The organism is Pseudovibrio sp. Alg231-02, assembly GCF_900143565.1.
Taxonomy (GTDB): Bacteria; Pseudomonadota; Alphaproteobacteria; order Rhizobiales; family Stappiaceae; genus Pseudovibrio.
On sequence record NZ_FREX01000004.1, the window covers coordinates 38,979 to 65,896 of the forward strand.

Genomic DNA, 26,918 nt, shown 5'->3' on the forward strand with positions numbered 1-26,918 from the left:
AGTTTTTCTGCGAGAGATGTGCCTCATACCGGGTTGGTGGGGCGTTTGGCTTTGGCTGTTTGTTGCAATCAGGCACCGCTGGGGGCAGTGCCTGATGTTTTTGTTGGCGTATTCTTTTTACGAGAACCCTAGGTATTCTCCAGAGTTCGATTAGCTCATTTTTTCTATACGCGCGGGGAGAGCCTGACGGGCTATGCTGCCGACGACGGGGTCGGCGAGCAGGGCCGGGCGTTTGCTGGTTGGGTCGGTGTAGCCCAGGTCATTGCTGTTGGTGCCGAGGCCCCGCTCAGAATGTCCTTCCAAAATGACCTTTCCGATCTTGTGGGTACGCGCGCCCAGCTCGCGGTGGCCGTAGCCGTGCTCAATGCCGATGGCGCCCCGTGCGATGCCCTGGCGAACCAAAGCCTGCCCGCTGATGCGGTTGCTTGGGGAGATGACGGTGATCCAGTCTCCGGTTTTGATTGAGAGCTGGTCCGCATCCACCGTGTTGATGGCGATGGCGTTGGAGAGCTTGAGATCATCCAGATACGGATTGCCTCCGGTGCTGGAAGAGCGCAGCTGGGATTTGGTGCTGACAACGCGGAAGGGCCATAGATCTGGCGGGAAGGCTTTGTCCACTTGAGTTCCATCAGCAAAGCTTGGGGCCTGCCATGTTGGGCAGCCAACAAACTTCTTGCCCGTCATGGAGTTTCGCGCGGTGCCGACAGTCTCGTTCCAGACCTGAATGCCTTTTTTGTAGGAGCGAGCAAATGTCTCGCCCTTGTAGGTTTTCGCCGCATCCTCATAGCGACCACCTCTGTTGTAAACATAGGCAACACGGCGCCATTCATCTGGCTTTAACGTGCTTTCCAAGTCCACGCGGATACGATCCACGCCAGTGATCGTCATGTCGGCGTCATCACTTTCCGGCACAGCGCCGCCATCAAACGCCACGTTAGCCCCAGCACGCATCCAGAAATCCTCAGAGCGGTGCAGCGGGTGCAGGTTGCCGTCCGCATCCGGTATGGCTTTGTCGCCAAAGCCCGGCAGATCCATGCGTTTGGCCACATCAATGAAGAAGTTGTCCATATCCATGTGGCGGCCATCCGGTGTTTTGCCGGTCTGACAATCCACCACCGGCCAGCGGGCCGTGGAGACCTTGGTTGGCACACCGCCCCATGCAGAGGCCCAGCCCCATGCTTCGTAGAACACACGGTCCGGCACGATGTAATCGGCGAAACGTGAAGTTTCGTTGATGAACGGATCAATGGCGATGAACAGCGGCAAGCGCTTGGTGTCTTTGATCTTCTCTTTGACGTCGTTCTCCATGCCCGCAACACCGTAAACCGGATTGGAGGACCATGTGATCACGGCCTTGGCTTTGTAGGGATACCCCTCCAACACAGAGGTGAGCCATTGCGCGCCCATGGGTTGGGTGAAAGAATGCCATGGCGCCTGTGCCGGATATGGGTTTTTGCCTTCCGCAGTCAGACGCTTGAATTCGCTGGTTCTCTCGTAGGCGAAGCCACCGCGGCCTGCATCCACGCCTTTCACCTTCACCTTGCCGGGGAAGGCAAGCAGGTTATAGCGTGGGCCTTTCTGCACATCCTTGAAACGACCGCCACCAGCTGTGGTGCCGCCTTTGGCGTTGAGGTTGCCAACCAGTGCGTTGAGCATGACGATGGCGTAGGCGGTGTAAAAGCCTGCTGCATGCATGGTGCCGCCGTGGCAATCGGCAGCTGCCTGTTTGCCAACGCTGGTGAAGTCGCGGGCCAGAGAGATGATGCGCTCTTCCGGCACACCGCAATCTGCTGAATATTCAGCAAGCGTTTTGCGCAGTGCCTCCCGGCGCAGCAAGCTCAGGCTGGTGGCTACGGGCACAGTAGAACCATCCAGAAGTCTCACGGTTCCCTGGTGGAACAGTGTGGCAGGGCGGCCCTTTGCAGGAGAAAGCTCTCCCGTTTGCGCATCAAGGCACATTGGTGCTTTTTGAGCATCTTCTTCCAGATCAGCTGTTACCATTCCTTGCCGCAGGAATGAGCCGCCTTTTGGATGCTCTGGATCATCAATGACCAGATGCGTTGCATTGGACCAACTGGCCTCCCCTGCCGTCTGAGCTGCTGCGCCGGACGGTTGAGCCAGAAACTTGGCATCGTATCGTTCGTTTTCCATGATCCAGCGGATCATGCCCATCACCAGTGCCCCATCGGTGCCCGGCCTGATAGGAACCCATGTATTGTCCTTGCCAAACGCATGGTTTTGAGAGTTGGTGAGAACAGGGTCCACCACTGCATATTTGACCCCATCACGCCCACGGGCAGCGCCCATCAGTGTGCCCTGCAGCTTGTAAGGGTTGCCTGCATTGCCCGGGGCCGTGCCTATGAACAGCATGTACTTGGCATGGCGATAGTCCGGCTTCAGGTGTGGCTGCTTTTTCAGATTGTCCAGCATGGCCGCATAACCAGCCCGCATGGACAGGCCACAATAGGACCGATGCCCCACAAAGTTGCGGGTGCCGTAAGCCATTTTGGCGAAGCGGGCAGCCATCATCAGGCGACCGTTTTTGAACACCGGGATCACCACCAGCTGGTTGGCTTTAGGGCCATATTCCGGATTTTCCGGATCAAGCGGTGTCTTCAGGTCGCGGATCGCACGCAGGCCTTCCACGTGGCCTTCACCAAACAAGTCACCACCCTCAACGGTTTCCTCAATCAGCTGGTCCCAGGAAATCTCCTTCCACTGGCCGCTACCGCGTTCGCCAACGCGTTTCATTGGCTTGACAATACGCTCCTTGCTGTTTTGCTTGGCGATGGCAGCATTGCCGCGCCCGCAGGCGGTGGAGCGTCCGGCGAGGCCTTGCTCACCATAGGCAGACAGGCCGGTGATCGCCTCTTTAATTGGCGTGTCGTATGGAATGTGCGGATTGGTGGAGAGTGGGCTGTACGGGTTGCCGGTGGCGCGCAGAATATCGCCAGAGGCTTTGTCCACCCGCACACGGATGCCGCAAACGCTGGTGCAGCCCATGCACATTGTGTAGCCGACCCGTTGATCAGGGTTGAGGATCACCTCTCCGGTTGTTGGATCAACCTTATATTCCGGTGGCAGAGCCCCTCCGGCGATGCCTTTGGCTTTCGCATCCCCCAGCACGCCCTGATAGAAGTTTTTGCCCGTTTCAGCAAAGCCCCAGAAGGCAGCGCCAGCTGCGCCAAGAGCGGTTGCACCTTGAAGAACACCACGGCGAGAAATAGTCATAACTGGCTCTCCTTAGGCTTGAGTTTGCTTGCTGGCACGCACGGCCAGCAGGTTGATGAGAAGCGTGACAAAGATCAGGCTGAGGATCAGCAGGCCCGCAGACCCGGCCAGCGTGCGCAGAGCGTCCTGAGACAGGGCGGCTTCATAGCCGTAAAATGCGGTCTCGGTTTTGGACATGAGTTGCGCGCCGTTGAAGGTGGACCAGCGGAAAGCCAATGCGCCAAACACGGCCAGCGCCCCGCTTACACCGCGCAGCAACAAAGAGGCCTTTGCACTCACAGCCAGAACCACCGGAACCACGACACCTGCGATGATGAATGCACCGAACAAGCCAACAGGCGCATAGTCTGCCGCCAGAGTTGAGAGGTTGGAGTCAGTCAGCATCCAAAGGCCAAACGCGACCAGAGTGGCGGCACCTGTCACCACCAGCATGTAGCGGCCTTCCCCCTTCTCACCATTGAGGCTGTCAATGGTCATGGTGGCACCGGCACCGCTCATAAGGGCGGTCAGAATAAGCACAATGGGGAAGCCGAGTGTGTTCCATACAGGACGCGCGGCAACCACGCTCATTTCACCAGCCGTGTACCCTAAAATGCAGAGGGCCAGAGCGCCGACACTCATGGTCAGCATACGTTCACCGCCGCACATGGGCGCGTTGCCGCGACGGCCTGTCATGAACGCCAGCAAAAGCGTAGAGGCGATAAACAGCGGCAGGAACCAGCTGCCCCACCACATGATGGAAGCGGGCGCAGAGCCACTGTAGAAGTGCATAAAACGTGCAGGCTGGTGCAAGTCCGCCAGCAATGGCAAACCGGAGGCCAATGCAAAACTGGCAGCTACAATCAACGCGCCTTTGGCTTCTGCAACGCGCACAAGACGAGCATAAGCCAGCAGCAACGCAGCACCTGCCCCCGTACCCACCAGCAGGAAGTAAGCGACCGCCCAGGGCCGCCAGACGGCTTCATGATCAAAAGACATCAGATCAACAGCAGGCATAACTCACACCTCCCCATGTGCAGGCGTTTCAAGACCTTGGCGCAAATCACGGGCACCCCCGCCAACTGCAACGGTTGAGGCAAGCCTGTCATCCAGCCCGATGTAATAGACGTTTGGTCCTGTCTTGAACTCAGGTCGCAGGCCCTTGGTTTCATGCTCCGCCATCAGCTTGCGGATTTCGCTTTCCGGATCGTTCAGATCGCCAAACACGCGGGCGTTGCCAACGCAGGTTTCAACGCAGGCCGGCAGCAAGCCAACAGACGTGCGATGCACACAAAACGTGCACTTGTCCGCAACGCCGGTTTTGTGGTTGATGAAGCGCGCTTCATAAGGGCACGCCTGCACGCAGTAGCCGCAGGCCACGCATTGCTCGGCATCCACCACCACAGCGCCCTCATCTGTTTTATAGGTGGCATTGACCGGACACACCGGAATGCACGGCGGCTCGTCACAATGGTTGCACAAGCGCGGTAACACGGCCTGACTTGGACCATCCGGGCCATCCAGCTCATATATGGGGACAGCGGTACGGTGCTGGCCTGCGGGCACGTCGTTTTCAATGGTACAGGCCACGGTGCAGGCCTGACAGCCGATGCATTTGCGCAGATCCACCAGCATGCCCCAGCGCTTGGGCTTTGCCTGTGCGCTTGCAGCTGCCGGCGTCGCCACTGCAGCTGTTGAGCCTGCCATGGCCAGTTTGAGGAACTCACGTCTTGAATTCATGTCTCCCCCCGGAGTGTCACGGTTTGGGTTGTTCCCAAGCTACCGGGAGGCCAGCAACAAAAATATTGGGGAGGTTATCTGCGGGCTTAGGGGAGTTCCCCTAGATGGGCGGGGCAACACCAGAGAACAAACCCTTAGTCATCACAGATGCGCGTCTCATTCGTCCATAGGAGAGCAGCACATAAGCATGCTGCACGAACAAATGATCGTGGTGAATAAAGGAAAACAATAATGCCCGCTATCAATCTTACCGCTGCCTGGCAGGCCGTGCCATCAGGCGTCTGGCAACCTCAACATCAGGTCGCTGGTGTTTGGAGAGACATCGATCGCGAAACATCAATTGCCTCAATACCGTTGGTGCGGTCCGCACCGGGAGCTGGTGACCGCCCGATTTCTGGTCGTTTTACTGTGCCAGTTCATTCCACCTATCAGGCGCGCGTCTCTCCGCTCTCGCCCAACCCTGTCCGCCTAAACTCTGTTTAACCGTTTAGAGGAGCGAAGCTGTATTTTTTAATGCAGCTTCTCTTCAAGCAAATTGCATCATGAGGCAGTCACTCTTATACAGATCAGAAGATTTTTCAGAATGTTCTTTTCTCCAAGGGTTCCTCATTTGAGCATATTGATTATTGCCGTTTCAGGCGTGTTTGCCGGGGTATTGTCCGGCATTGTTGGCACGGGGTCATCCATCATCCTGCTGCCTATTCTGGTGGCTGTGTTTGGCACCAAAGCGGCCATTCCCATCATGGCGATTGCCGCACTCATCGCCAATTGCGGGCGCGTGATTGTGTGGTGGAGTGAGATCAACTGGCGCGCGGTGTTTTATTACGCGCTGCCGAGCATTCCCATGGCTGCTCTGGGCGCGAACCTGCTGATTGCCATACCGGAATCCGTTGGCAGCACCATCCTTGGCCTGTTCTTTCTGGTACTCATTCCCGTGCGCTATCTGCTGCGCTCCAAGAACATCGGTTCCAAACCAATCCACCTTGTGTTTGGCGGAACGCTCATCGGGTTCATCACCGGACTGGTCGCCTCCTCTGGCCCGTTGAGTCTGGCGGTGTTTTCTTCTTTCGGCCTCGTCAAAAGCGCGTTGATCGCAACTGAAGCCGCCGCATCTCTGTTCGTGTTCGGCTCCAAGGCCGCGACCTTCAGCTATCTCAATGTCATAAGCACGGACATCCTCATTGGCGGGGCACTGGTGGGCGGGTCAATCACCCTTGGCACCTATGCAGCCAAAGCGATCCTGAACAAGCTCAGCTCAAAGCATCATGATAGGGTGATTGATCTGGTTCTGGCAGGCTCCGGCATCTCCATGATTATGCCTTGAATATTACAGGTCGCACCCTACAATCGGCAGAATTACAGATTTAGTCTTTCTGCTCTGTCAGCCTCTGACTTCCATTGAGACATTGCGATGCTTCCTGCTGACTATATTGACCTTTACTGCGAGCGAACCGCGCCGGGGTTCTGGAATGAACCGCTGAATGCGCTCAGCAATCTCAGCTTTATTGTGGCTGCTCTGATCGCGCTTTATCTGGTGCGCAAACGGGGCAACCCGAGCATCGCAGAGCTGGTGCTGATCGCGCTTGCGGCTGCTATTGGTATTGGCTCATTCCTGTTTCATACATTTGCAAACACTTGGTCAGAGATGGCTGACGTCATCCCGATCTGGAGCTTTGTGGCCTTTTACATCATCATGGTGATCTACCGTGCAACCGGCGAAAACCTGTTCCGCACTTTGCGCGCCAGTGCCATTGCAGTGGGCATCACAGCCGCTATCTTTTGGTTCAGCTCGGATGCTGTACTGACGGATATCGATGCTGGTCCTGATCCCTTCAACGGCTCCCTGCAATACCTGCCCGCAATGGTCGCCCTGCTCATCGCAACCCTGCTGATGCACCTGCGCAAGCACCCGGCTCGGGCCTATATCACGCTCGCCACGGCAACCTTTGCGGTCTCTTTGATGTTCCGAACCGTGGACATGGCCCTCTGCTTCTCCGTCGCTTTCGGCACCCACTTCATGTGGCACCTGCTCAACGGCCTGATGATCGGCTTCCTCCTCGCAGCGCTGGTTCTCAAGATGCCGCCACAAGGAAAGGCTCAATGATCCGGTTGCGTGACTACATTGCAAACTGGGAGAACTCACCACTCGCAGGACTTGAACACACACCGTGGGCAATGACGACGAACGCTGCAAGCATCATTCAGGGCATGATCTCTCGCCTTGATAGCTCGTACCGCATCACCAACAGCATCGCTATTCACGAAAGCGCCGTGGTGGAAGATGGGGCGACGCTGAAAGACGCAGTGATCATCGGACCAAACGCCTTTGTGTCCTCCCGCAGTTATCTGCGCGGAGGCGTGTTTCTGGATGAAGGCTGCGCGGTTGGCCCGTTTTGTGAGGCGAAGTCCAGCTTCATGCTCAAAGGCTCCAAACTCGCCCATCTCGGGTTTCTGGGAGATTCCATTTTAGGCGAAAACGTCAATCTGGAAGCCGGCGTTGTGGTCGCCAATCACCGCAATGAATGGGCTGGGAAAGAGATTACGCTCCTTCAGGATGACAACGAGATACCGACAGGCGTGAGAAAATTCGGCTCCCTGATCGGTGACAACAGCAAGGTCGGCGCAAACTCCGTTCTCGCACCCGGCACCCTGCTGAAACCAGATAGTGCCATCCCCCGCTTGACCTCGATCGATCAACAGGCGAAGCAGCTCATACCTGCGATGCTATAAGCTTGTCTCTGGCATTAAACTTTGCGCCTGACGCAATCACATTCAGAATTCTTTCCGCACACTCCTCTGCACTCAACATCGAAGTGTCCAGTTCCAGATCATAAATCCCCGGCTTATGAACCTCTTCCTGCCAGCGAAGGACGGGTAACGGGATTTCGCCTTCCTCATTGGCCGTGAGATAATTCCCATCACTGCCAGCTCGGCGCTGCATAATCTCTGCCAGTGGGCAAAAGACGCCGACGATCATCACATCCAGCCTCCCCTTTTCGGAGAGCATAACAAACCTATAGATTAAGACAAAACCCGTTCCACCTATCAACTCCTCCTTCACTCAGCTCGTGAAATTTGCCCGAAAACCAGCGCAATCAAGGCATTATCCGGCGCGTGGATTGCTTTGGGTTGGAGAGGCTGATGCCGGTTGAGAAGCTGAGTGTTGAGCAGCAGAGATGGGCTGAAGATTTCTATCGGCATATGTCATGGACATTTCCGGAGGATGATCTGGTTGATGGAGACGAGGAAACGGATGCCCCGGATCCTGCTGTCACTGACTTCGAGCAGATTGCAATGCTGGAGAAGAAAGTCGATGAGCTTTATGCGCAGGGCAACCTTATCAAGTTCTGCCGTGCCCTCTTTGGTGGCTTCAAGAAAGCACATAAGGCCGCGCGTCAGGCAATCACCTCTGCCAAGTCCAAAAAAACGCGCGATATCCAGCCATTTGTTGCGGAGATAAACGCAGGCATCACATCGCTTAGTTTTTATGTAAGTGAGTTTGAGGACGCGCTTGCTGTGATTGGCGACCAGATCCCACTGTTACAAAACGCCCATGGCCAGCTTCAGGAGCATCGTTTCCAGTTCATGGAATTGGCGGGCAAGCATAAGAACTACCAGAAAAAACTGCGCAGCTTTGAGAGTGCTGATCAGGAGGTGCAAAAGCACTTTGACCAGATCACCACCCACCACCGCGCATCTCACGTGGACGATGCCAACAAGGCAATTGCCAGTTTTGAAAAGAGCCTGCTGAAGATGAAGGCGGTAGTCGCGTGGTTGCAGGAAGCACCCGCGATCCAGTCTGCGGCACCGGAGCTGGAGGCTTCGCTCAAGTTTGGCAAGAAGATCACCAAAGCCCGTTCAGACTTGCGTGCGTTTCACATCCGCTCCGGCTCGTTCAAAGACACCGAGGAACTGGTGATCTTTGAAAAACTGCATAACAGGGCGAGCGCCTACATTGTGGAGGCAGAGAAACTCTACGCCAAACGCGAATACCGCCGCGCTGAGGACATGCTTGATAATGCCAACATCACCATGACCGGACTGGAAATTGCCTTTACCCGTGGCATCAACACTGCCGCTCAGGTGGAAGGGTTCCTGCAGGATGTGAAAGAGGCTCGCAAAGAAATCGAAGGGCTGGATGCGCAAAAAGCCACGATCCTGAATCCGGAGCAGCTCCGCCACTATGAAGGCTATAGCGCCACCGCCTCAACACTCACCATCCAGATTGAGCGGCTTCTAACCACCGGACGTGTGAAGGACGCCCGCTATATGCTGGAGGACCTGAACGCAACCATCGCCAACATGAAAATTGCGCTAGACCGTCTCAACCCGCCGCCTGAAAAGGTTAAACCAGAGCCAACCGCAGAAGCACCGCCAAGTGAACAGATTATCGAGGATGAACCTGTACAGCGTCCACGGTCAGCAAAGCTTTCAAAACGAGAGGAAGAAGCTGCCAGATACACAGCGCAGGTGGGCAAGGCAAAGAAAGATATCGTCGCCATGATGGTGCTGCGCAAAAGCGCCAAGTACAAAGGCGAGCTGGCGGACTTTCTGAGTTACAAAGCCATGGCGGACGATTCAATCGCGCGGGTGGAAGAGGCCATAAAACAAGACAATCTGGCAGAAGCCTCCGCCAGATTACAGGATATGAAGACCGCCATGTTCACGCTGGATGCGCTGCTCAAAGAAGCCAAAACGCAAGCTCAGGCGGATGCCGAGGGACTGCCCCCAATGCGCCCTCGGCGTTAGGGCTGCGATCAGCCCTCCCCCGCGTCCTGTTATTTTTTGCTGAGCAAGCTCATGCGGCCCATGACGTCGTGACCATCCCAGTATTTGTGCTTGAGAACAGCGGCCACGTGCACAGCGACCAGTGCCAGCAAAGACCAAGCCAGCAGCTCATGTGCTGTTGCAGTCGTGTCTTCCAGATTGATACCGGCGAAGGTTTCCATGGTTGGGAAGATCTTTGGCATACCAATGGTGAACCACTTCACACCGTGGCCGCCAAAATCAACCTCGGCCCAAGCCACCAGCATGGTGACGAGCGGCAGAAGGTACAGGCCCAGGTGACCCAGATGGGAGCCGATTTTTTCCCATGAAGTCAGGCCCGCAAGCAATGCAGGCGGTTTGTTGACCAAGCGGATAGCCACGCGCAGCAACAACAGGCCCAGCAAGGTCACACCCATAGAGATGTGGAGGTCAAACAGGCTTTCTTCCAAGGGGGTATCTTCCAGAGAGTCCAGCTTCATGATGTAGCCGGTCACCCACATGGATAAAAAGCCAAGGGCCATTAGCCAGTGAAGGATCCGGGCGGAGCGCACATATTGTTGATCAGTCATAGTTTCTGCCAGTTCTTCTTATGGCAGCAACGTGTTGTTTGCAGTTGTGCTTCAGGCGCGTCTTAAACGCCGCCTGGTTGCCGCCTCGTAACCCCGGCACCTCACCATGCTATCCTGAAGTTAACCTGAAACTTTGAGTAAAGTTTGCACCGCAAAGCCTCCGAAATCCGCTTTTAAGTCTCTTCCACACCGCAACACCGGCCAGACCCTGTTGCGCGGTCGGCACTTTGGGTGAGCTGGTAAACGTCAACGAGGGTTTGCACTTCCAGTTTGGCGAGGACGTTGTGGCGGTGGATTTCTACGGTTTTGACGCTAAGGCCTAATGCATTGGCAATGCTTTTGTTTTGCAGGCCTTGTGCCAGATAACCCATCACCTCGCGTTCGCGGTTGGTGAGGCGGTCTACCTTCACTTTGGCTTGCGCTGTCAGGCAGCATTGGCTGGCGCGGTTTCGGGTCTCTGTTATCAGGTCTTGCAGTTTGTCGAGCAAGCCCTGCTCATCAAACGGTTTTTCCAGCACATCGACGGCACCAAGGCTCATGGCACGCACACCATCACGCAGGTTCGCAAAGGCGGAGATGACGATCACCGGCAAGTGCTGGCCCGAGGCACGCAGCTTCTCTAAAAGCCCGAGGCCACTGGTGCCGGGGATACGCATGTCGGTGATGATGACGCCAACGCAAGGGCGTAGATCAGAGCTCAGAAAATCATCAGCACGCTCAAAATCAACAGCCTTCAACCCGACAGACTCCACCAGACACACCAGCGCTTCCCGCATGGCGTCATCATCATCAATAATGATGATCACAGGCTCAGCCTCTGGTCCATAAAGCGGTTTAACTGGTTGTTGTGTCATGGTTTCCCTCAGTTTGTGAGCGGCTCAATGGCAGCCTCACTGTTGCGCATGTGCCTGCATCAAGCATCGGTTTCAGGGTCAACTCCCCTTCGTGGCTGTCTACAATGCTAAGCGCGGTGGCCAGCCCCAAGCCCAGACTGCCCTTGCTGGAATAAAACGGCTCAAACACCTTCTCTTCCAGCTCTTTTGGAATGCCAACCCCTTGGTCGCACACACTAAGCTCACAGGCTTCTGCGGTCTGTTCCAACTTAATGGAGATCACTCCATCCTCAAGGCCAGCTTCCACCGTAGCATCAAGCGCGTTTTGCAGCAGGACCACCATGACCTGCCGCAATTGCACATCATCACAGCAGACGAACACCGGCTCATGGGGTGGGTTCCATTGCAGCTGACAGGCATGCTTGGCGGCGAAGGTGCGCATCAGCATCACCGTTTCATCCACCAAATCGCGCAGGTCCACATGCTGCCGCGCCTCTGGCTGCTTGTTGAGGAAGCTGCGCATGGAGTTGATGAAGTCGGAGGCCCGATTGGCTTGCTCTGAGATGCGGGTCAGTTGTTTTTGCAGCGTTTCTTCATCCGCCGTGCCACGGTCCAACCGCTGCCGCAGACTGTGGGCGAAGGTGGAGATGGCCCCAAGCGGTTGCTTGAGATCATGCGCCAGACTGCCCGCGAGGATGTTCATGGAAGAAACACGCCCGGCATGGGCCAGTTCGCTTTCCAGCATCAGGTTGCGTTGCAGTGCGTTCGCCAGCTTGTCACTTGCTGTTTCCAACTGGCGCGAGCGGCGGCGGACCAGAAATTCCACGTGCCCCACATGCAGAAGAAAGGCTCCGCTAAGCAGGATAATCACGCCAAGCAAAAAGTAGTTCCGCTCCACCCAGTCCTTCAGGATCTGTCGCAAGTCCTTGTTGTAGGGGTAGAGCGCCAGATCGCGGTAAACGCGCTCAACCGCAGCATAGGAAACCGGCGCAATCCAGTTGGCGTGGCCGAGCCATTCATCCGTGCAGGCGCCATCTGGCATAGAAAGCAGGGCCTGCGTAATGCGCGTTGCCAGCTGAGGCGAAACGCCGGGCACCTTCAAAAACGCCCAACCCGGATAAAGTTCCGTGGTTCTGGCACAGGCAAACTCCGGGTCATACTGCTGACCCAACACGCGAATTTGCGTTTTGTCCAGCTTGCCAGCAGCGCTCATGCTCTCCAACAGACAGGCGCGGACAATGCCGATCTGCACGTCTCCCTTGACCACCGCTTCCACCACCGTTTGCTGCGGAAACCCCAGTGGTTTAACGCGCAGGTCAGGCTCATCACCAAGACTTTGCTGCAGGCTGTGTTTGGCAGCAAGATATCCGCCAAAAGCTTCTGTCGAGACCACGCCCGCGCTGGCGCCTTTCAGCTCTGTCAGCCCCGTGATGTCACTGTCCGTTCGCGTAAAAATCACCGACCCGAGGTCGTGCATTTCATTTTTATTGACGTGAGAGCGTGCACTGGCGATGCGGCTGACGCCCGCAATCCGTTCCAACTGAAACGAGTGGCCGGGATTGGTGATGATGAAGTCCAGCTGGTCTGCCTGTTCAGCGATTTGTTGAAGGGTCAGAGGCAGATAGGAGAACTCCACATCCGGCAGTTCACGTTGTAAATGCTCAATAGTCGGTGCCCATGTGCGCTGTGTTTCCAAACTCCCGCGATAGGACAGGATGCCCACACGCACCATGTCAGAGCGCGCAAACACCGGACTGGCCGTCAGTTGGAGTACAACCAGCCCGGCAAGAAAAAGTACAACACAAACAATGCGCTGAAGAAAGCCTCGCATGCAGCAGTTCCCAGGCTCAACGTATATTAGATAATCCGAAACAAACAGCGATCCTGCCGAATTACAATAGGTATTTCACCTAGGGCGACGAAGCGCGGCAGGTTGTACCGCTTCTGCATTTACTTGGGGCCTGCCCTGTAGTTTACTCTGGGGAACAAAACATTCACCTCTGCTGACTTTGAACACTCTGTCATTTACTGCAATCTATTAGGACCAGAACACCATATGATCGGCTATATCACTTTAGGTACCAACGACTTAGACCGTGCCTGTGCATTTTACGACGCCATTTTTGGGAAGATGGGTGCAACACGGGTCTTTGAAAACAACCGGCTCTATGCCTGGAGCTTTGGCGAGGGCAAACCGCTCATCGTCCTCAACACACCTTATGATGGCGAAGACGCATCCGTTGGCAACGGCACCATGGTGGCGTTGCGGGTGGAGGATCGCGAAACCGTCGAGACCCTGCATACACTCGCCCTGCAACTGGGTGGTAAAGATGAAGGCCCTCCCGGCCCGCGCGGCGAAGCATTTTATGGGGCTTACTGCCGCGATCTGGATGGCAACAAGCTCAACTTCCACTGCTAACAGCCTTCAGATGTATCACAAAGCACAAAGGATTTGGCGAACCTGCGTAAACATGGCATTGGAATGATTATTCAGAGATTTCAAGTGCTCATACGGAAGGCCGCCAATGCTACGTTCTCTTCTTCTCACCGCGACTTGCGCAGTTTCGCTGCTGTCTCCTCTTGGTGCACAGGCTGATGAAGCAGAGAACGCCTTTGTGGAGGCCAACATCCTGTCGATCTTTTACCACGAGGTTGGCCATGCGGTGATTGACCAAATGCAGGTACCAATCTTCGGGCAGGAGGAAGACGCCGCAGATGTGCTCTCCGTGCTGATGATTGACTGGCTCTATGAGGAAGAGGCCGCGCAGGAGCTCGCCTTTGACAGCGCGTTTGGTTACATCAACGATCCCAATGGGGAAGAAGAGGTGGCGTGGTGGGATCTGCATGGACCTGATAAGCAGCGCTACTACAACCATATCTGCCTGTTTTATGGAGCAGATCCGGACAAACGCGCTGAGTTGGCGACAGACCTGGACCTGCCGGAAGACCGGGCAGAAATGTGCCCGTTTGAGTACGAGCAAGCTGCCAGCAGTTGGGGCGCTGTGTTTGATGAGATGAAGCCGGGCTCCGGCGTTGCGATGACTTTTCAAGCCGGGACTGGCGCGGACGCAGAAGTCATCAATCACGTGCTTTCTGAGGAAATCAAAAGCTTGAAAGACGACATGTCTCTGCCCAACGAGGTCATCGTAAAGGTGGAAAGCTGTGGCGAGCCGAATGCGTTTTACGATCCTGAGGAGGTCTCCATCTCCTTTTGCACCGAGTTCATCCCGCATCTGAGATCCCTCTATCAGTCCAACTTGCAGAACTGATGCACTCTTACACTGAGGATCATAACTTGAGCCCCAGTTTGCTGATCCAACTGCGACGCATATCTCGAAGAGTCCATTTCAGCTCATCATTCGGGATGAAATACCCGCCGATGCCAGAGGAAAACAGCAGGTCATACGTGCGCTCGGTAGATTTGTGCAGCGCCTGCTCAACCTCTTCAGCTGAGCCCTCCGGCTTGATGGGGATCATCATGCAGATGGTATCGGGCTCTTGCTCAATCACCTCAACGCGTACGCCTGCATCAAACTCATAACCCGTTGTTTCGACAAGCGTTCCTTTCGGATCTGCAATCAGACGCTGGCGATACGCAGGATCGTTGATCATCCGTCGGTAGTCTTGCTCCGCAAAATCGCTGTTGTCGCGGTCTGTCATGCTTCCCTCTCCCCTTTCGCGATGGAAGAGCGGATGCCAAGCAGCTTGACCTTGTTGTAAACCGAAGCAACCCAAACAAACATATCTCCGCTGGACCACAAATCCATCTGGTTGAGATCCAATGTTGTATCAAGTGCACCCTCTTGTTTGGCAGGTGGAATAGTCAGATAAAGCGTGTCTTTGCGCTGCTGGATGATCCGGACTTTAACGCTGGGATCAACCTCCACTCCTAGCTCCTTAAGCGCAGCAGCTGCATCGCGCTGCGCCAGTTTCGCGAATGCCAGATCCTCCCACATGCGCTGGGTCAACAACAACTCAAAGTCTCTTTCCATTGCTGCTCTTCCTGTTTGACTGCACAAGATCAGAGAGAGCCTAAGGGCAGGACCTTAAGTCTTCGTGGTAACAAGTTTTGCATCTAAGAGGATGGCTTCAATCACTGCTTTTGCTTCTCTTTGTTCCTCAGCGATATTGTCTTTTCTGGCGTAGTAGAGCGTGCGAACTGCCTTCCAGAGAGCCCAGCCTATGGCGCGATCCCAGGTATTTTGGTCGATGTTGACCGCGGTTTTGAAAATCTCGCGATTGACGCCGGAAAAGAATTTCCAGGTGATAACTAAGTCGCAGGCGGGATCGCCAACCGTGCATAAGCCAAAATCAATGACGGTGCTGAGTCGGCCATCCCGTGTGAGGATATTCCCGTTTGAGAGGTCTCCCTGTACCCAAACTGCAGGTTTCTCCCATTTAGACCGAAGCGCTTGCTCCCAGATCATCAGCGCTGCGTCGGCATCAATCAGGTCAGTCACACCGGAGAGGCAAAAACGGGTCTCCTCATCATAGACACTGAGATCACCGCCACGGTGGCAGTTGTGATCTCCGGCTTCCGGCGCCCCTGTGGTATCAGCAGCCCACAGCGCATGCAGGAAGGCCGCGAGATCTCTCGCAAACTCGTTCATATCACGGATAGATTCTGCAGAGGCTGTCTCTCCCTCAATCCAGCGATAGACCGACCACGGATATGGGTAATCTGCATTTGGTTTGCCAAGGGCAACAGGTTCAGGAACCGCCACAGGCAGGTGTTTTGCCAGTTTTGGTAGCCAGTTGAACTCCTTCTCGACCTGCGGAACATAGCCCGCAGCAGACGGCAAACGAACCTTCAGCTCATCGCCCAGGCGGAACGTGTTGTTGTCCCAGCCATCCTTCTCAACACGCCTGAGAGGCAGAGCGGCCCACGCGGGGAACTGCTCATCAAGCATCTTGCGCACCATCTCGGGCGCTATCGTCAAACGGCCATCACTCATTGAAACTCGCAATCACACATAAAAAATCAGCATTAAAAAAGGCGCGGTCGGAACCGCACCTTCAAGAAAGCAGAACTGAGTGTGTTTGCGAAGGGAAAGCCACAAAACCGGAGTAATCCCTTGAAAACTGTCGCTTTAAAGAAACACTAAGCGACGAACATCAAATAAAGGCCAAACAGCGCTGTAACCGCACCAAGCGCGCGCAGGAACATGCGTCCGCTGTTCCATTCGGTCAACGAGCCAAGCCCGATGCCGGACAAACCAAGCGCGAAAGAGGAAACGGAAAAGCCGAGCGCATAGATCAACAGGCTGCTCGCATTGGCCTCAGTGGCATGCGCCGCACCGTGGAACACAGCAAACACGCCAACAATCAGCGCACCCACCACCAAAGGCAGTTTCAGAGCGAACGCCACCAGCAGGCCGGTCACGATGACAGACGCCAGAATACCCGTCTCTACATACGGCACAACAACGCCCATGTAACGAGCCCAGAACGCCATGAACATGACCAGCGTGAACACCAGCGGCCAGACAAGGCGCTTCTTAAGCAGAACCAACGCAGCCCAAACACCAACACCAACCATGGTGAGGATGTGGTCCAGCCCGCCAAGCGGGTGCCAGAGGCCGTGAAGGAAGTCCGCTTTGGCCTGTGCCGTGGAAAATGCGGCAGCCTGAGCGGGCAGAGCAATCAATATCAATACTGCCAGAAGACCCGTTAAACCGGCAGTTTCTCTCAATTTCATCAGTGTAATTTCCAATATTGAGCGCGCGACGCCACGCGCAGTCTATGTCGTCAGGTATGGTGCAGGGTGACCGCACAAGGTGACGCCAAACTGACTTGTTTTCGGTGATCAAGCAATCAAACCGCGTTCTTTTGGGAAAATCACACCGGATTGCTTGTAGAAAACATCATTGGAACTACTCAGTGAGAATGCAGCAGTAAAAAAGGGAGCCTGTGAGGCCCCCTTGGTGAGTGTCTTAATGGGTCATCAGAACCGGGATCTTCATATCGTGCAGCACGCGGCGCGTTGCCCCGCCAAACAGGTATTGCGCCAACCGGCTGTGGCCGTATCCGCCCATCACCAGCATATCCGCGTTGAGACGTTCTATCGTGCTTAGCAGAGCTGCTGAAACGGAGCCGGAGACGTTGCTCATCACTTCCAGATGGATGTTGACACCATGGCGCTCGAAGTAACTACGAATATCCGTTAGTTCTGAATGCTTTGGCTCGTCATGCGGCGTGATCATCACCACGGAAACAGTGTCTGCATTTTGCAACATGGACATAGATGCATGCGCTGCGTTGGAGGCAGGGCCGGAGCCATCCCATGCCACAGCTATGTTTCTGGGCGCAAACGCTTTTTCATAGGCGTGCGGCACAATGAGCGTCGCGACACCGGTGTCAAACACCATCGCCTCAATCATGGCAGCACGCATCGGTTCCGGCTTGGCAGGATCGTCCTGTCGTATCACGGTAACATCACTCAAACGCCCCAGATGCATCAACTCGTCAAACGTGCCGCCAAGGGTGATGTCTGTGACGCGCGTTTCACCATCTATGCCCGCACCGTCAAAGTGTTTTGCGAAGCCCTCCAATGACTTATTGAGTGTCGCGGCGGACTGCTCCTGCAAGCGCAGTTCATAGTCTGGCGGCATTGGCCCGGCGGTGCACAGGTAATAGGAGGTCTCGTAGTTGGGCACGACGCCAATCAGATAGGCATCTGTCAGCTTGGAGAGTTCCACGGCAACGCGGGATGCGACCTGATCACCGGACGTGTCGGTAAGGGTGACGACTGTTTTGATAGACATATCTGAACCTCCAATTGACCCAATTCATGAAGCGCAGAATGCGAAAAGCACCCACCTGTAGATCGAGTTGCCAAGAATACCCTTCCCGCCTCATAGAGTGATAGTTGGCCCCAAACAGCCACAAGTAAATTGGGTGCTATACTTAGCCTCCTACGAAATATTATAACCCTACGTACGCGCTATAACCTTAAGTCAACCTATGATAGACATAGACAAACAGAACAACAGGCTGATTTTTACATTTTTAATATTTGAAGGAGAACAGCACAAAACTGCCTTATTGTGCTATCCGCCTGGCGGAGTTCAACGGAATTGGCATAAATTGAAATGTATCCAACTCATTGGATTTGCGTTTCTTTTTCTAAAGCCGAGCATCTGTGTTGAGGGCATTTTTGAATAATCTATAGTTTCAAAATGAGCTCGGACGAACCAGTTAAACCGGACATTCCAATTCCCGAACTCGAAAGTCTTTTTGATACGAGCATTCGTGTGTTTTTGGAAAAGGGGATTAAAGCTGCCACGATGAAAGACGTGTCGGAGGCGGTGGGCGTATCTCTTGACACTCTGGAAGGCAGATTCACATCGAAACAGGGCCTGGTCGTCGCAGCACTCAGTTGGTACTACCTCAAATATAGCCAGCAAATGCAATCGGTTATGGCTCTGCATTCCGATATCTACTCCGCCATGCAAGCAGCTTTCATGGAATTTACCGAGCTGTGCTGCGATGAGATCAAAGCGGAGAAAGGCCTCTTCTGGCTGACACTTATCGATCTTGGTTACGTGGATAAAGAGCTCTGGGAGCAGTTTCAGGGGCTGCAGTTCAATTGGGAAGATCAGATCCGCGACAAGCTCGTTCAATGCCAGAATGAACTCAAAGACCCGGGCGAGATCGAGCTGCTAACCGGGTACTTTATGCTCATTTTTGAAGGGCTCTACGAGATGGTAAAGTTCGGCATGCCCGAGGAGAAGATCTTCAAATTAATCGAGGTTTCACTGGAAGCGCTCGGGAGTAGAATGAAGACAGGTGGGCGGTAAAAGCCGGTACTTGCCAGCGTTTTGCGGGTAGCCCAATGGAGGCGCCATAGACGCCCCCATTTCAGTGCACAGTGAGGAGTGTATCTTTATTTTGCAGTTGCACTGAGGGCATTGCCCAGGGCGAACACGGATGCGAACAGCAGGACAATATCTTTCAAAAGGAACTGCCCCGGAATAACGGAGATCGCCAGCACGCCAGTGTCCGGAATGAACACGCCCGGCGTGGAAAAGAAGAAGCTGAAGGTCAACAGAAACGTACCGATTGCACCAAGCGCACCGAAGACCGCGAATTTAGGCGCGAAGAAGCGGGTGGTGAGTAAAGCCGCGATGGTCAGCTCTGTAAGTCCGATGAGTTTGGACACAGCTCCTTCGGACAGGAATGAGTAAAGCCATCCAAGAAAGGGAGAATTCTCGACCAGTCCGCGAATTGCTCCGGCCTCATAAGCCGTAAACTTCATGCCACCAAACCAAAGGAACACGAGAATAAGGGCGGCGAAGATTCCGTTTTTCGCGATATCGGAGAACAAAGCACCCAGGGCGGCGTTGTCATCTGATTGAGTGGCAGACGCGTGAGTAAGATCAGTCATTTCAACCTCCTGTGTTGAATTTGGTAGTGTGTTGCGGCGGGTCTTGCCAGCCTGTGCACTTAGGTATATGTATTACGGACCGATGTGTCCATAATGAATTACGGACTGATCGGTAACATTGTTGTGAGCGGGAATTAATGTGATGGCGAGACCTCGGGAATTTGACCCCCAAACTGCGTTGGACAGAATACAGAGAGCTTTTTGGGAAAAAGGCTATCACGGCACCTCCATGCAGGACTTGGAGAGGATAACCGAGCTGAAGAAGCAGTCGCTCTACCGGGAGTTTGGTAATAAAGACGCCATGTACGCGCGCGCGCTGAAGCTCTATCACGAGCGGGACATCACCCATCTGGCACAGGTCATCTGCCGGGCACCCAACGCAAAACAGCGATTTGTGGATCTGTTTGCAGCAGTGCTGGAGCCAGTGCGCAGCGGCGACCGCAGCGGTTGCTTCCTGTGTAACTCCGCCATTGAGCACGCCCATGATGATCAGCAGATCCAGCTCAACGCGCAGGAAGGTATCCAGAGCACGCAGGACCTGTTCAACACCGCCCTTGCTGTCTCCGAGCCCTACAAGAGTGATGATGCTTTGCGAAAGCAGAAAGCCAATCTACTGGCTGCAGGTTACTTCGGCCTGCGGGTCATGGTGCGCGGCGGCACGCCCCTGGCAGAGCTGGAAGAGACAGTCACCGTTCTGGTCAGCACCATTTAGGCAGACCGGTTTGCTTAGCAGGCGCAGTGATGTAGGCGTCGCCTTAGTTTATAAATTCAGGACACTTTAAATGGCTGGTTATGTTCTTCACCACTACAATATTATCGACAGGTCACGCATTGAGGAACTCGGCCCCAGATCCCTTCCTATTATCGAAAAATATGGCGGCGAGTTGATTGTCGCAAGCCCAATGAAAACCCTTGCGGGGTCAACATCCTACACGAATTTGGTGATGTACAGATTCGAGAGTTTTGAGGCTGCTGTGACATTCTACAATTCAGAAGAAATGATCGAGCTTAGAAAGTTCAGCAGTCAGGTTATCGAGGGATTTGCGACTGTGGTTCCAGGTCATTCGGAAACTGAAAGCGTTGTGAAGTCAGGTTATTTCACGAGATGACTTCATATCGCAGATGAAGCGACGGATAAGTGTAAGCCGCTACATCCAAGCATAGAAAAGGCTGGCAAAGCTTATCACTTCACCAGCCTGATTTATCGTTAGGTTACAGCCTTATACGGACTGTACCTTGTACAGGAAGTCGTCGATCTGCTCGCGAAGGTCAACAACCTCTTGCCGCACGGAAGAGGCGGTTTTGGAGACCAGATCAGAGGACTGGTTGGTCTTTTCAGCTGCTTGCGCCACCAGCACCATGTTTTCAGAAACGTTCTGCGTGCCCGTCGCTGCCTGATGCACGTTTTCAGTGATCTCGGCAGTGGCCGCGCCCTGTTGTTCAACAGAGGCCGCAATGTTGGATGCAAACTCGTTAACCTGCCTGATGCTGGAGGTGATTTCCTGAATGGCTTCAACAGCATCCTTGGAAGAACCCTGAATCTCCGCAATCTGCTGAGAGATTTCTTCAGTCGCCTTGGAGGTCTGGCTCGCCAGCTCCTTCACCTCGGTTGCCACAACGGCAAAGCCTTTGCCCATCTCACCTGCTCGGGCCGCTTCAATAGTCGCGTTGAGCGCTAGCAAGTTGGTTTGCTCGGCAATGTCCTGAATGAGATTGACCACCTCGCCAATGCGCTGCGCCGTGCCGTCCAGATCCAGCACTTTGGTGTTGGTGGCCTGTACTGCATCGTTGGTTTGGGTGATCACCTTGTTGGTGCGGGCGATCTGCTGCGCGATCTCTTCAATGGAGGTTGAAAGCTCCTCAGAAGCAGAGGCCACCGTTTGCACATTCGCCGTTGCTTCTTCTGAGGCAGCAGAGGTTGCTGTGGTTTGGACGGTTGTGTTCTCTGCAATATCCGCCAGTTCTTTAGATGTCTGCTCCAGCTCGTCAAACTGGCCATGAATGACCGTCAAAGCGTTTTCTGCAGTGCCGGAGAACGCCTCAATCAGCTTGGCTGATTGCTTCTGCCGCTCCGCCTCGCGCAAGTGCTCTTTTTCCGCTTCGGACTGCAAGCTCTGGCGTTCAGAAACCGCAGTTACAAACACTTTCAAGGCGTTAGCCATCTGTCCGATTTCGTCAGAGCGGCCAGTGTACTGCACCTCATCGGAAACATTGCCATCAGCAAGAGACTGCATGCGGTGTGTCAGGTTGACGATTGGGCGGGCGATGGAATTGCCGATGAACCATAAGATGATGCAACCAATCAGGCCGGAAACCACTGCTGCAATCAATGCCATATCGCGGGTGTTGCGAGCACCAGCTGTCAGCTCCTCAGTGGTGACGGACATGCCGGCAAACCAGTACTGGTCTGTGGTCCCGAGCTGGAATTTCTCCAGAATAAACAAGCGGTCACCGACTTCTTGCACGTTCGCTTTGTCGCGGACGCCATTCATGATGCTCTCGATAACCGGGCGGACTTTCTCGCCTAAAATAGAGCGGTCACTGTGGCTGACCCAGAGCCCGTCTTCGCTGACCACTGCCAGACGGCCAGTGTCATAGAAGTTGGCGGCACCCATTTTTTCTTGCAGCTTGTCGAAATCAACATCGATCACCACAACACCAACGGCCTCGCCTTTTGCGTTCAGGATCGGGTCCAGAACCGAGGCGGAGAGGATCGTTTTACCCTCAACATCAAAGGTGTAAGGCTCGGTCACAAATTGGCTTTTCTGCTGTATCGTCCTGCGCATACGCCGCTGAACATCAGCGCGGCCAATGTCTGCTGTCAGGGACTGAACACTGCCATTTTCTATGTAGAAGTAGGGAACGAACTGGCCAGTGTCAGAAGCGTACTTCTTGCCAACGTAATCAGCATCTTTGCCTGCAACATCCGGCTGCAGGAAGACGGCGATGCCGAGGATGTCGGTTGTGCCGCGCAAAGCTGCTTCTGTCATGAGCGCGATGTTGGTGCGCGAAGCGTCTCCGCTGTCGATTTCAGCGCCGTAAGTGCGTGCAAGTGTTGTGGAAATTACCTGCGACTCTTTTAAAAGATCCTGCGCTGTGACAGCCAGTCCGGATGCAACCGAGTTGAACAAGGCCCGGCTGTCTTGCTCAGCCGTTTGCATGCTGAGGTAGGTTCCGATCGAAATTACGAGCGATGAGGCAACGAGAAGAACCGCTGCTGATGCGCTGACAATGCGATGACTTAGTTTCATTTTCTGCTTCGCCATACTGTAGAAATCAGTACGGGTTCCGCCATCTCTCACTCATATGATGTTGGTTTCAACCACCTCTGGTTGATTAACCCTCTCCCTGCGTAAATACAACAACCACTATTATTATAGTTTTGTTAATATTTAACTGAATTTATCATCACAATACATAATAGAGACAAGCTTAAATCAGTTTACATCCCTGACAGAGAACCCGTTTTATTGGACACTACTAAAATAGAAATGGGATCACTATTAGGGTTTATCCATAAGTGCATAATACACATTTTGGAATTAATCTTGGAAAAACTCAAAACTAAGGCGGTACTAGTACCTATATCTTTCACTCAGGGCATCTCATCAACGGCAGGTTGCCGCCACAACTCCGCTGCATGTCTTGAACTGAGGGAGTAACTGCATGATCTTGTGCGATCCTGCAGAGGGGGCCAATTTTCTACAAAAAATCGCTGAGCCTGTTTGCGTTGCTATGTAAGCCCTAAAACCAAAACGGGGTGAAACCCGCAGATCTCACCCCAATTCCATCAAACATATCATTATGTTACGCTTATGCAGGCACCTTCTCCAGCTTTGCGTTGTTTTGTGCGTTGCTAAGCGCTGTTTTGCGTCGCTCGCGAAGCTTCAGCGCTTTTTCCGCATTGCCCGCTCGTACGTGGCCGTACCCGCGCACTTTCACTGGCCAACTCAGCAGATCATGCGCAGCTTTCTCACCAGCCTCCACCAGATGAGTGCAGACCAGATCCATGTCTGCCTCATATGATGAGCGCAGTTCATTTGCCAGAACGCGCTCCTCATTGTTGCGGAACGGATCAAGGAACGAGCCGCGTAGGCCTTTGAGGCTGGAGAGGACCGAGAATAACTTCATCATCCATGGCCCAAACTCAGTCTTCACTGGCAGGCCGGTCACACGGTCCTTTTTCGCAAAGGGACCGCCGCCGATATGGAAGCGCACTTCCAGATCGCCCTCGAAAGTTTCCGCAAGGCTCTGCTTGAACTGTGGCTGTGAGAACAAGCGCGCGACTTCAAACTCGTCCTTATGCGCCAGCAGACGGAAATATTGCGTCGCGGCGGTGCGAAGTATCTGTTCGCCCGCTCCGGCCTTTTTCAGCGCAACCAGCTTTTGACGGTAAAACCTGCCAAGGCTGCTGCCTTGATACTCCTTGAGGCGGTTCACCCGGTCCTCAATCAGCTCTTCCAGCGGCAGCGGACGATCCAGCTTCACCACTTGCCCAACCGGCGCCCGTGCTTTGGCAACCCGCTCCGGGTCCAGCACCATCAGGCGGCCCCAGTTGAAGGCCTCGAAGTTTTTGTCGCGGGCCACACCGTTCAGCTCAATGGCCTGACGGATGGAACCGAGTGTCACCGGAATGAGACCGCGCTGCCAGGCGGCACCAAACAGCATCATGTTTGCCATCACCGCATCACCGCACAGGTCTTTCGCCGCTTGCGTGGTGTCGAAGTAATCCAGCCGGTCACCAACAGCCTCGCTCAGCCGTGCCTGCAGGTTGGGCGTGTTGATGTCCCAATCCGGGTTCTTGGAAAAGTCGATGGTCGGCACTTCTTCCGTGTTCACCACCACCTGAGCGGAACCCTGGCGCAGGGTTGTCAGCGTCTCGTCACCTGCTGTCACCACCAGATCACAGCCGATCACCACATCCGCTTCGCCAACCGCCAATCGTGCGCTTTGCAGCCCATCCACGGATTTGGCGATGCGCATATGCGTCATCACCGCCCCGTACTTTTGCGCAAGGCCCGTCAGGTCTAACGTGGAAACACGGCTGCCATCCAAATGCGCAGCCATGGAGAGGATCGCGCCAATGGTGACAACGCCTGTGCCGCCAATACCAGTGACCAGCAGCCCAGTCGCGCCGTTGATGACGGGCAGTTCCGGCTCTGCCAACAACTCATCGCCCACGCTTTCCACCTGACGCTCCGCAGGCGTGGTGGCCTTCTTCGGCTCCGCGCCGTGAATGGTCACGAAGCTTGGGCAGAAGCCCTCAACACAGGAGAAATCCTTGTTGCAGCTGGATTGGTTGATCTGGCGTTTGCGGCCCAGTGGCGTTTCCAGCGGCTCAATGGAAAGGCAGCCCGACTTCTCACCACAATCGCCACATCCCTCGCAGATATCCGGGTGAATGTAGGTGCGGACCTTCGGGTCCTCCCACTTGCCGCGCTTGCGCAAGCGGCGGCGCTCGGTAGCGCAAGCCTGATCGTAAATCAGCACCGTCACGCCTGGTATCTCACGCAGGTCTCGCTGCACCGCCTCCAGCTCTCGGCGGTGGTGTACCTCAACGCCAGCCGGAATGGATTGAGCCTGCACCCGCTCCACATCCTCGGTCACCACAACCACCTTCTTCACGCCCTCATTGAGCGCGGCGGTGATGAGCTGAGGTACGGATTGCTCGCCGTCAACGGGCTGTCCGCCCGTCATGGAAACAAACCCGTTGACCAGCAGTTTGTAGGTCATGGTCGCATCAGCAGCCACAGCTTGACGCATGGCCAGAAAGCCCGAGTGGAAGTAGGTGCCATCGCCCATATTGGCGAACACGTGCGGCTCATCGGTAAACGGTGCCTGCCCCACCCAGTGCATACCCTCGCCGCCCATTTGGGAGGGGGCCTTGGTCTTCACCGGGTCATTGAAATACGCAATGGTGTGGCAGCCAATGCCTGCCAGCGCACGGCTTCCATCCGGTACTTTGGTGGAAGTGTTGTGCGGGCAACCGGAGCAGAACGAGGGACGACGCACCGGCCCCGGCTTCAGCTTGATCGGCACCGGCACTTTGGCCTTAAGCTCCTCATCCTCCAAAAACTCCGCAATGGCAGAGGCCACCTGATTGGCAGCAAGCACGCCAGAATTCGGCAACAGACCCTTGCCCTGCACCTTCAGCGAAATGCCCGCATCAAACAGGATGGTTTTCAGCTGGTCCTCAACAACAGGACGCTTTTCTTCCACCACGAGGATCTTCTTGAGGCCTTTGGAGAACGCCTCGATGATCTTCGGGTCCAGCGGCCACACCATGCCAATTTTCAAAATGCGGATTCGGCGCTTTTCTGTTTCCAGAGACGTAAGGCCCAGCTCATTCATGGCCTGACGCAGATCAGAATAAGATTTGCCTGAGGCGATGATGCCGACCTCCGGCTCATGGGCATCGTGGGTGATCTGGTTGATGTTGTTAGCCTGCGCAAAGGCCAGCGCGCGTGGAATCTTCTCTTCCAGCAACCGCTTTTCCTGCTGCACGGGCAGGTCAATCTCACGAATCCAGACACCACCCTGCGGGTCCTTCAGGTCTGGCTTCACCACCTCAATGCGGTCCAGATCCACCTCCACGGTGGAGGCGCTTTCCACCACATCCGTCACCAGTTTCACGCCCACCCAGCATCCGCTGTAGCGGCTCATCTCCACGGCCAGGATGCCATAGTCCAGAATGTCCTGCGGGTTGGCGGGGTAAAGCACCGGCATGCCAGAAGCAATCAACGCATGGTCCGATTGGCCTGCCACGGTGGAGGACTTGGCCGCGTGGTCATCCCCACACAGCGCCACAACACCGCCCTTGGGGTGGGTGCCTGCAAAGTTGGCATGACGGAAGGCATCGCCAGAGCGGTCCACCCCCGGCGTTTTGCCGTACCAGAAGCCAACCACACCATCCTTGTTGCGCATCTTCATGTTGCCCACGTGCTGTGAGCCCCAGATCGCCGTTGCCGCCAGATCCTCATTCACGCCCGGCTGGAATACAATGCTGTGCTTATCCAGATGCAACTGCGCCCGCCACAGCTCCATATCGTAACGCCCAAGCGGAGAGCCGCGGTAACCGGAGATAAAAGCACCTGTATTCAGCCCCGCCAGCTCATCACGCATACGCTGCTGCAACGGAAGGCGCACCAGTGCCTGATTGCCTGTGAGAAAGACAACACCGCTGGTCTGGGTGTACTTGTCATCCAGCGACGGGGCGTTGTGGCTCTTGGACGGGGTCGGCACACTGCTTTTTTCTTCAGAAACCATCAGGTAACTCTCACAAATGTCTGGCGTTGCCGGGGTGCGGCAGGAAATTATCTGCGATGAAAAGACCCAAGATTTTTTGGAGATTTGATTATGAGGTGCGGCCTACTCGCAATATTACGTAGACCCATACTGCATGAAATATCAGCG

25 protein-coding genes are annotated in these 26,918 nt (G+C 54.8%); 10 read left to right on the plus strand and 15 right to left on the minus strand.

What is annotated here, in order from left to right; all coding sequences use genetic code 11:
- Positions 1-150: 150 nt before the first annotated feature.
- The 3 genes from DHN43_RS12485 to dsrO are packed head-to-tail and all read right to left on the minus strand — an operon-like array spanning position 151 to position 4,950.
- Entirely contained in the window at positions 151-3,231 is a 3,081-nt protein-coding gene (locus DHN43_RS12485; RefSeq protein ID WP_108818802.1) for a molybdopterin-dependent oxidoreductase, read from the minus strand.
- 12 nt (positions 3,232-3,243) lie between these two features.
- A complete protein-coding gene (gene nrfD, locus DHN43_RS12490) occupies positions 3,244-4,227 on the minus strand; it encodes an NrfD/PsrC family molybdoenzyme membrane anchor subunit (RefSeq protein WP_108818803.1) in 984 nt (327 codons plus the stop codon).
- Positions 4,228-4,230: 3 nt separating this feature from the next.
- Positions 4,231-4,950, minus strand: a complete 720-nt coding sequence (gene dsrO, locus DHN43_RS12495) for a sulfate reduction electron transfer complex DsrMKJOP subunit DsrO (RefSeq protein WP_108818804.1) — start codon at positions 4,948-4,950, stop codon at positions 4,231-4,233.
- 231 nt (positions 4,951-5,181) lie between these two features.
- On the opposite strand from dsrO, the gene DHN43_RS12505 reads away from it, so the two are divergent.
- The 4 genes from DHN43_RS12505 (at position 5,182) to DHN43_RS12520 (ending at position 7,680) form a co-directional block, all read left to right on the plus strand.
- Positions 5,182-5,433 carry a hypothetical protein gene (locus tag DHN43_RS12505; protein WP_063292918.1) on the plus strand — a complete coding sequence of 84 codons (252 nt, stop codon included), beginning with the start codon at positions 5,182-5,184 and terminating at the stop codon, positions 5,431-5,433.
- Between the two features lie 127 nt (positions 5,434-5,560).
- Positions 5,561-6,274, plus strand: a complete 714-nt coding sequence (locus DHN43_RS12510) for a sulfite exporter TauE/SafE family protein (RefSeq protein WP_159096844.1) — start codon at positions 5,561-5,563, stop codon at positions 6,272-6,274.
- Positions 6,275-6,361: 87 nt separating this feature from the next.
- Positions 6,362-7,054: a ceramidase domain-containing protein gene (locus tag DHN43_RS12515; protein WP_108818807.1), complete on the plus strand. Its 693-nt coding sequence runs from the start codon at positions 6,362-6,364 to the stop codon at positions 7,052-7,054.
- Positions 7,051-7,680, plus strand: a complete 630-nt coding sequence (locus DHN43_RS12520) for an LpxA family transferase (RefSeq protein ID WP_108818808.1) — start codon at positions 7,051-7,053, stop codon at positions 7,678-7,680. Before DHN43_RS12515 ends, DHN43_RS12520 begins: the two co-directional genes overlap by 4 nt.
- Here DHN43_RS12520 and DHN43_RS12525 read toward each other — a convergent pair.
- Positions 7,661-7,957 carry a phosphotransferase-like protein gene (locus DHN43_RS12525; protein WP_108819029.1) on the minus strand — a complete coding sequence of 99 codons (297 nt, stop codon included), beginning with the start codon at positions 7,955-7,957 and terminating at the stop codon, positions 7,661-7,663. The two genes, DHN43_RS12520 and DHN43_RS12525, sit on opposite strands and share 20 nt — an antisense overlap.
- Before the next feature lie 134 nt (positions 7,958-8,091).
- Between DHN43_RS12525 and DHN43_RS12530 the strand changes: the two genes are divergently transcribed.
- Positions 8,092-9,699: a hypothetical protein gene (locus DHN43_RS12530; RefSeq protein ID WP_108818809.1), complete on the plus strand. Its 1,608-nt coding sequence runs from the start codon at positions 8,092-8,094 to the stop codon at positions 9,697-9,699.
- A gap of 29 nt (positions 9,700-9,728) precedes the next feature.
- Here the strand turns inward: DHN43_RS12530 and DHN43_RS12535 are convergent, their stop codons facing one another.
- The 3 genes from DHN43_RS12535 to DHN43_RS12545 all read right to left on the minus strand — a co-directional run bounded on the left by DHN43_RS12535 (position 9,729) and on the right by DHN43_RS12545 (position 12,950).
- On the minus strand, positions 9,729-10,286 hold the full coding sequence (locus DHN43_RS12535; RefSeq protein WP_108818810.1) for a cytochrome b: 558 nt from the start codon (positions 10,284-10,286) through the stop codon (positions 9,729-9,731).
- A gap of 173 nt (positions 10,287-10,459) precedes the next feature.
- Positions 10,460-11,140, minus strand: coding sequence for a response regulator transcription factor (locus tag DHN43_RS12540; RefSeq protein WP_108818811.1), 681 nt, complete (start codon positions 11,138-11,140; stop codon positions 10,460-10,462).
- A complete protein-coding gene (locus DHN43_RS12545) occupies positions 11,121-12,950 on the minus strand; it encodes a sensor histidine kinase (RefSeq protein WP_108818812.1) in 1,830 nt (609 codons plus the stop codon). Before DHN43_RS12545 ends, DHN43_RS12540 begins: the two co-directional genes overlap by 20 nt.
- A 225-nt stretch (positions 12,951-13,175) precedes the next feature.
- On the opposite strand from DHN43_RS12545, the gene DHN43_RS12550 reads away from it, so the two are divergent.
- Together DHN43_RS12550 and DHN43_RS12555 are read left to right on the plus strand one after the other, a co-directional pair.
- Positions 13,176-13,538, plus strand: coding sequence for a VOC family protein (locus DHN43_RS12550; protein WP_063287930.1), 363 nt, complete (start codon positions 13,176-13,178; stop codon positions 13,536-13,538).
- A gap of 106 nt (positions 13,539-13,644) precedes the next feature.
- Positions 13,645-14,388, plus strand: a complete 744-nt coding sequence (locus tag DHN43_RS12555; RefSeq protein WP_108818813.1) for a DUF4344 domain-containing metallopeptidase — start codon at positions 13,645-13,647, stop codon at positions 14,386-14,388.
- Between the two features lie 19 nt (positions 14,389-14,407).
- On the opposite strand, the gene DHN43_RS12560 is transcribed toward DHN43_RS12555, so the two are convergent.
- The 5 genes from DHN43_RS12560 to DHN43_RS12580 all read right to left on the minus strand — a co-directional run bounded on the left by DHN43_RS12560 (position 14,408) and on the right by DHN43_RS12580 (position 17,883).
- Positions 14,408-14,779 (minus strand): nitrile hydratase subunit alpha, encoded by a 372-nt coding sequence (locus tag DHN43_RS12560; RefSeq protein WP_108818814.1) that lies wholly within the window; start codon positions 14,777-14,779, stop codon positions 14,408-14,410.
- Positions 14,776-15,111, minus strand: coding sequence for a hypothetical protein (locus DHN43_RS12565; protein WP_108818815.1), 336 nt, complete (start codon positions 15,109-15,111; stop codon positions 14,776-14,778). The genes DHN43_RS12560 and DHN43_RS12565 overlap by 4 nt, the downstream gene beginning before the upstream one ends.
- Before the next feature lie 54 nt (positions 15,112-15,165).
- Positions 15,166-16,074 (minus strand): aminoglycoside phosphotransferase family protein, encoded by a 909-nt coding sequence (locus DHN43_RS12570; RefSeq protein ID WP_108818816.1) that lies wholly within the window; start codon positions 16,072-16,074, stop codon positions 15,166-15,168.
- Positions 16,075-16,220: 146 nt separating this feature from the next.
- Positions 16,221-16,817 (minus strand): HupE/UreJ family protein, encoded by a 597-nt coding sequence (locus DHN43_RS12575; protein WP_108818817.1) that lies wholly within the window; start codon positions 16,815-16,817, stop codon positions 16,221-16,223.
- Between the two features lie 235 nt (positions 16,818-17,052).
- Positions 17,053-17,883 (minus strand): universal stress protein, encoded by an 831-nt coding sequence (locus DHN43_RS12580; RefSeq protein WP_108818818.1) that lies wholly within the window; start codon positions 17,881-17,883, stop codon positions 17,053-17,055.
- A 414-nt stretch (positions 17,884-18,297) separates the two neighbouring features.
- On the opposite strand from DHN43_RS12580, the gene DHN43_RS12585 reads away from it, so the two are divergent.
- Positions 18,298-18,918 (plus strand): TetR/AcrR family transcriptional regulator, encoded by a 621-nt coding sequence (locus DHN43_RS12585; RefSeq protein WP_063292928.1) that lies wholly within the window; start codon positions 18,298-18,300, stop codon positions 18,916-18,918.
- Between the two features lie 86 nt (positions 18,919-19,004).
- Here DHN43_RS12585 and DHN43_RS12590 read toward each other — a convergent pair whose 3' ends face one another.
- On the minus strand, positions 19,005-19,505 hold the full coding sequence (locus DHN43_RS12590; protein WP_057462307.1) for a DUF417 family protein: 501 nt from the start codon (positions 19,503-19,505) through the stop codon (positions 19,005-19,007).
- A 142-nt stretch (positions 19,506-19,647) separates the two neighbouring features.
- On the opposite strand from DHN43_RS12590, the gene DHN43_RS12595 reads away from it, so the two are divergent.
- Positions 19,648-20,217, plus strand: coding sequence for a TetR/AcrR family transcriptional regulator (locus DHN43_RS12595; RefSeq protein ID WP_208995328.1), 570 nt, complete (start codon positions 19,648-19,650; stop codon positions 20,215-20,217).
- A 70-nt stretch (positions 20,218-20,287) separates the two neighbouring features.
- Complete coding sequence (locus DHN43_RS12600) at positions 20,288-20,614, plus strand: DUF1330 domain-containing protein (RefSeq protein ID WP_108818820.1); 327 nt, start codon at positions 20,288-20,290, stop codon at positions 20,612-20,614.
- A gap of 111 nt (positions 20,615-20,725) precedes the next feature.
- On the opposite strand, the gene DHN43_RS12605 is transcribed toward DHN43_RS12600, so the two are convergent.
- Positions 20,726-22,756: a methyl-accepting chemotaxis protein gene (locus DHN43_RS12605; RefSeq protein WP_208995337.1), complete on the minus strand. Its 2,031-nt coding sequence runs from the start codon at positions 22,754-22,756 to the stop codon at positions 20,726-20,728.
- A 562-nt stretch (positions 22,757-23,318) separates the two neighbouring features.
- Positions 23,319-26,771 carry an indolepyruvate ferredoxin oxidoreductase family protein gene (locus DHN43_RS12610; RefSeq protein ID WP_108818822.1) on the minus strand — a complete coding sequence of 1,151 codons (3,453 nt, stop codon included), beginning with the start codon at positions 26,769-26,771 and terminating at the stop codon, positions 23,319-23,321.
- Positions 26,772-26,918 lie beyond the last annotated feature (147 nt).